Below are 1,177 nucleotides of genomic sequence, written 5' to 3' on the forward strand. Positions count from 1 at the left end.
GCACGAGCAATAGCTGGCTGCGTGATAGTAGGTGGGCGGTGTGGCATGTTTATTCCCCTTCATTTTAGATGTAATTCACCCTTGGCGTGAATCACGCTGGTGTTAAAAGTTTGTTTGTGTTGCTAGAAACGGCTTATAGAGAGACTATAAGATTAGTCGTTCATATTTTTTCATCTGGTCTTTTCTCCAGTTGATATGGCGTTATAGTCATCAACGTGTGCGCTACGGTAAACTTCTGCATCACCGTAAACTTTTGCTTCTCCGTAAATTTCTGCCTTATCGTAAACACGTGCTTCATCGAAAACGCGTGCATCATTGTAAACTTTTGCACGCCCATGAACATGTGCATTGCCAAAAACCAAGGCATCACCAAAAACCTTGGCATAACCGTAAACCTCTGCATTATGGGAAACGCATGCATTACCGTAAACTTCTGCATGATCATAAATTTTAGCATCACCATAAATCCTTGCACTATCGCACACATCTCCGTCTTTAATTTTTGCATTGCCATAAACTTCTGCCTTATCGGAAACATATGCATAACCGTAAACATGTGCATTTTCTAAAACTTTTGCATAATCGTAAACGCGTGCAAAACCGTAAACCTCTGCCTTATCGTAAACACGTGCTTCATCGAAAACGCGTGCACAATCGTAAACCTCTGCCCTACCGTAAACGCATGCCTCACCGTAAACTTTTGCTTCTCCGTAAATTTCTGCACGACCGTAAACGCGCGCTTCATCGAAAACGTGTGCGCTCTCGTAAACATGTGCATTATCGGAAACTTTTGCTTCATCGAAAACAAGTGCATTGCCATAAACACGGGCATCTCCAAAAACACAAGCCTTATACCAAATCCAACAATTGCCCTCATGGGATAAGTTGCCTTCATGCTCTATAAGACCGCCTAGGTCGTCTGCTTTAATACCACCAAAGTCTCGTAAGGCACGAATGCGGTGGAGAGTTTTGCCATCAACTTCAGTTGTTTCATCAGTAAGTTCATATTTCTTTTCCATGGTTTATTTCCTTGATTTGCGCACAATCCACCCGTAGCGTGAATCATGCATTACTTAAAAGTTGTTAGGAAAGGGTGGGGATGCTGGGAGGAGAGAGCACCCCCATAGGTTTAAGCAGCTTTTGTCAAAATCTTTTGCATCTCTTGTTCTATTTCCCC

1 protein-coding gene is annotated in these 1,177 nt (G+C 42.7%); it reads right to left on the minus strand.

Features of this window, described 5'->3' with window-relative positions; translation table 11 throughout:
• Positions 1 to 170 precede the first annotated feature (170 nt).
• On the minus strand, positions 171 to 1,019 hold the full coding sequence (locus ACFINF_RS09245) for a hypothetical protein (protein WP_375620593.1): 849 nt from the start codon (positions 1,017 to 1,019) through the stop codon (positions 171 to 173).
• Between the last annotated feature and the right edge of the window lie 158 nt (positions 1,020 to 1,177).

The organism is Bartonella sp. TS25HLJMH (assembly GCF_042193505.1).
GTDB lineage: Bacteria > Pseudomonadota > Alphaproteobacteria > Rhizobiales > Rhizobiaceae > Bartonella > Bartonella grahamii.

Excerpts from the sequence above, each read along its gene's own strand:
- ACFINF_RS09245 (WP_375620593.1), bottom strand. The coding sequence starts at position 1,019 with ATGGAAAAGAAATATGAACTTACTGATGAAACAACTGAAGTTGATGGC.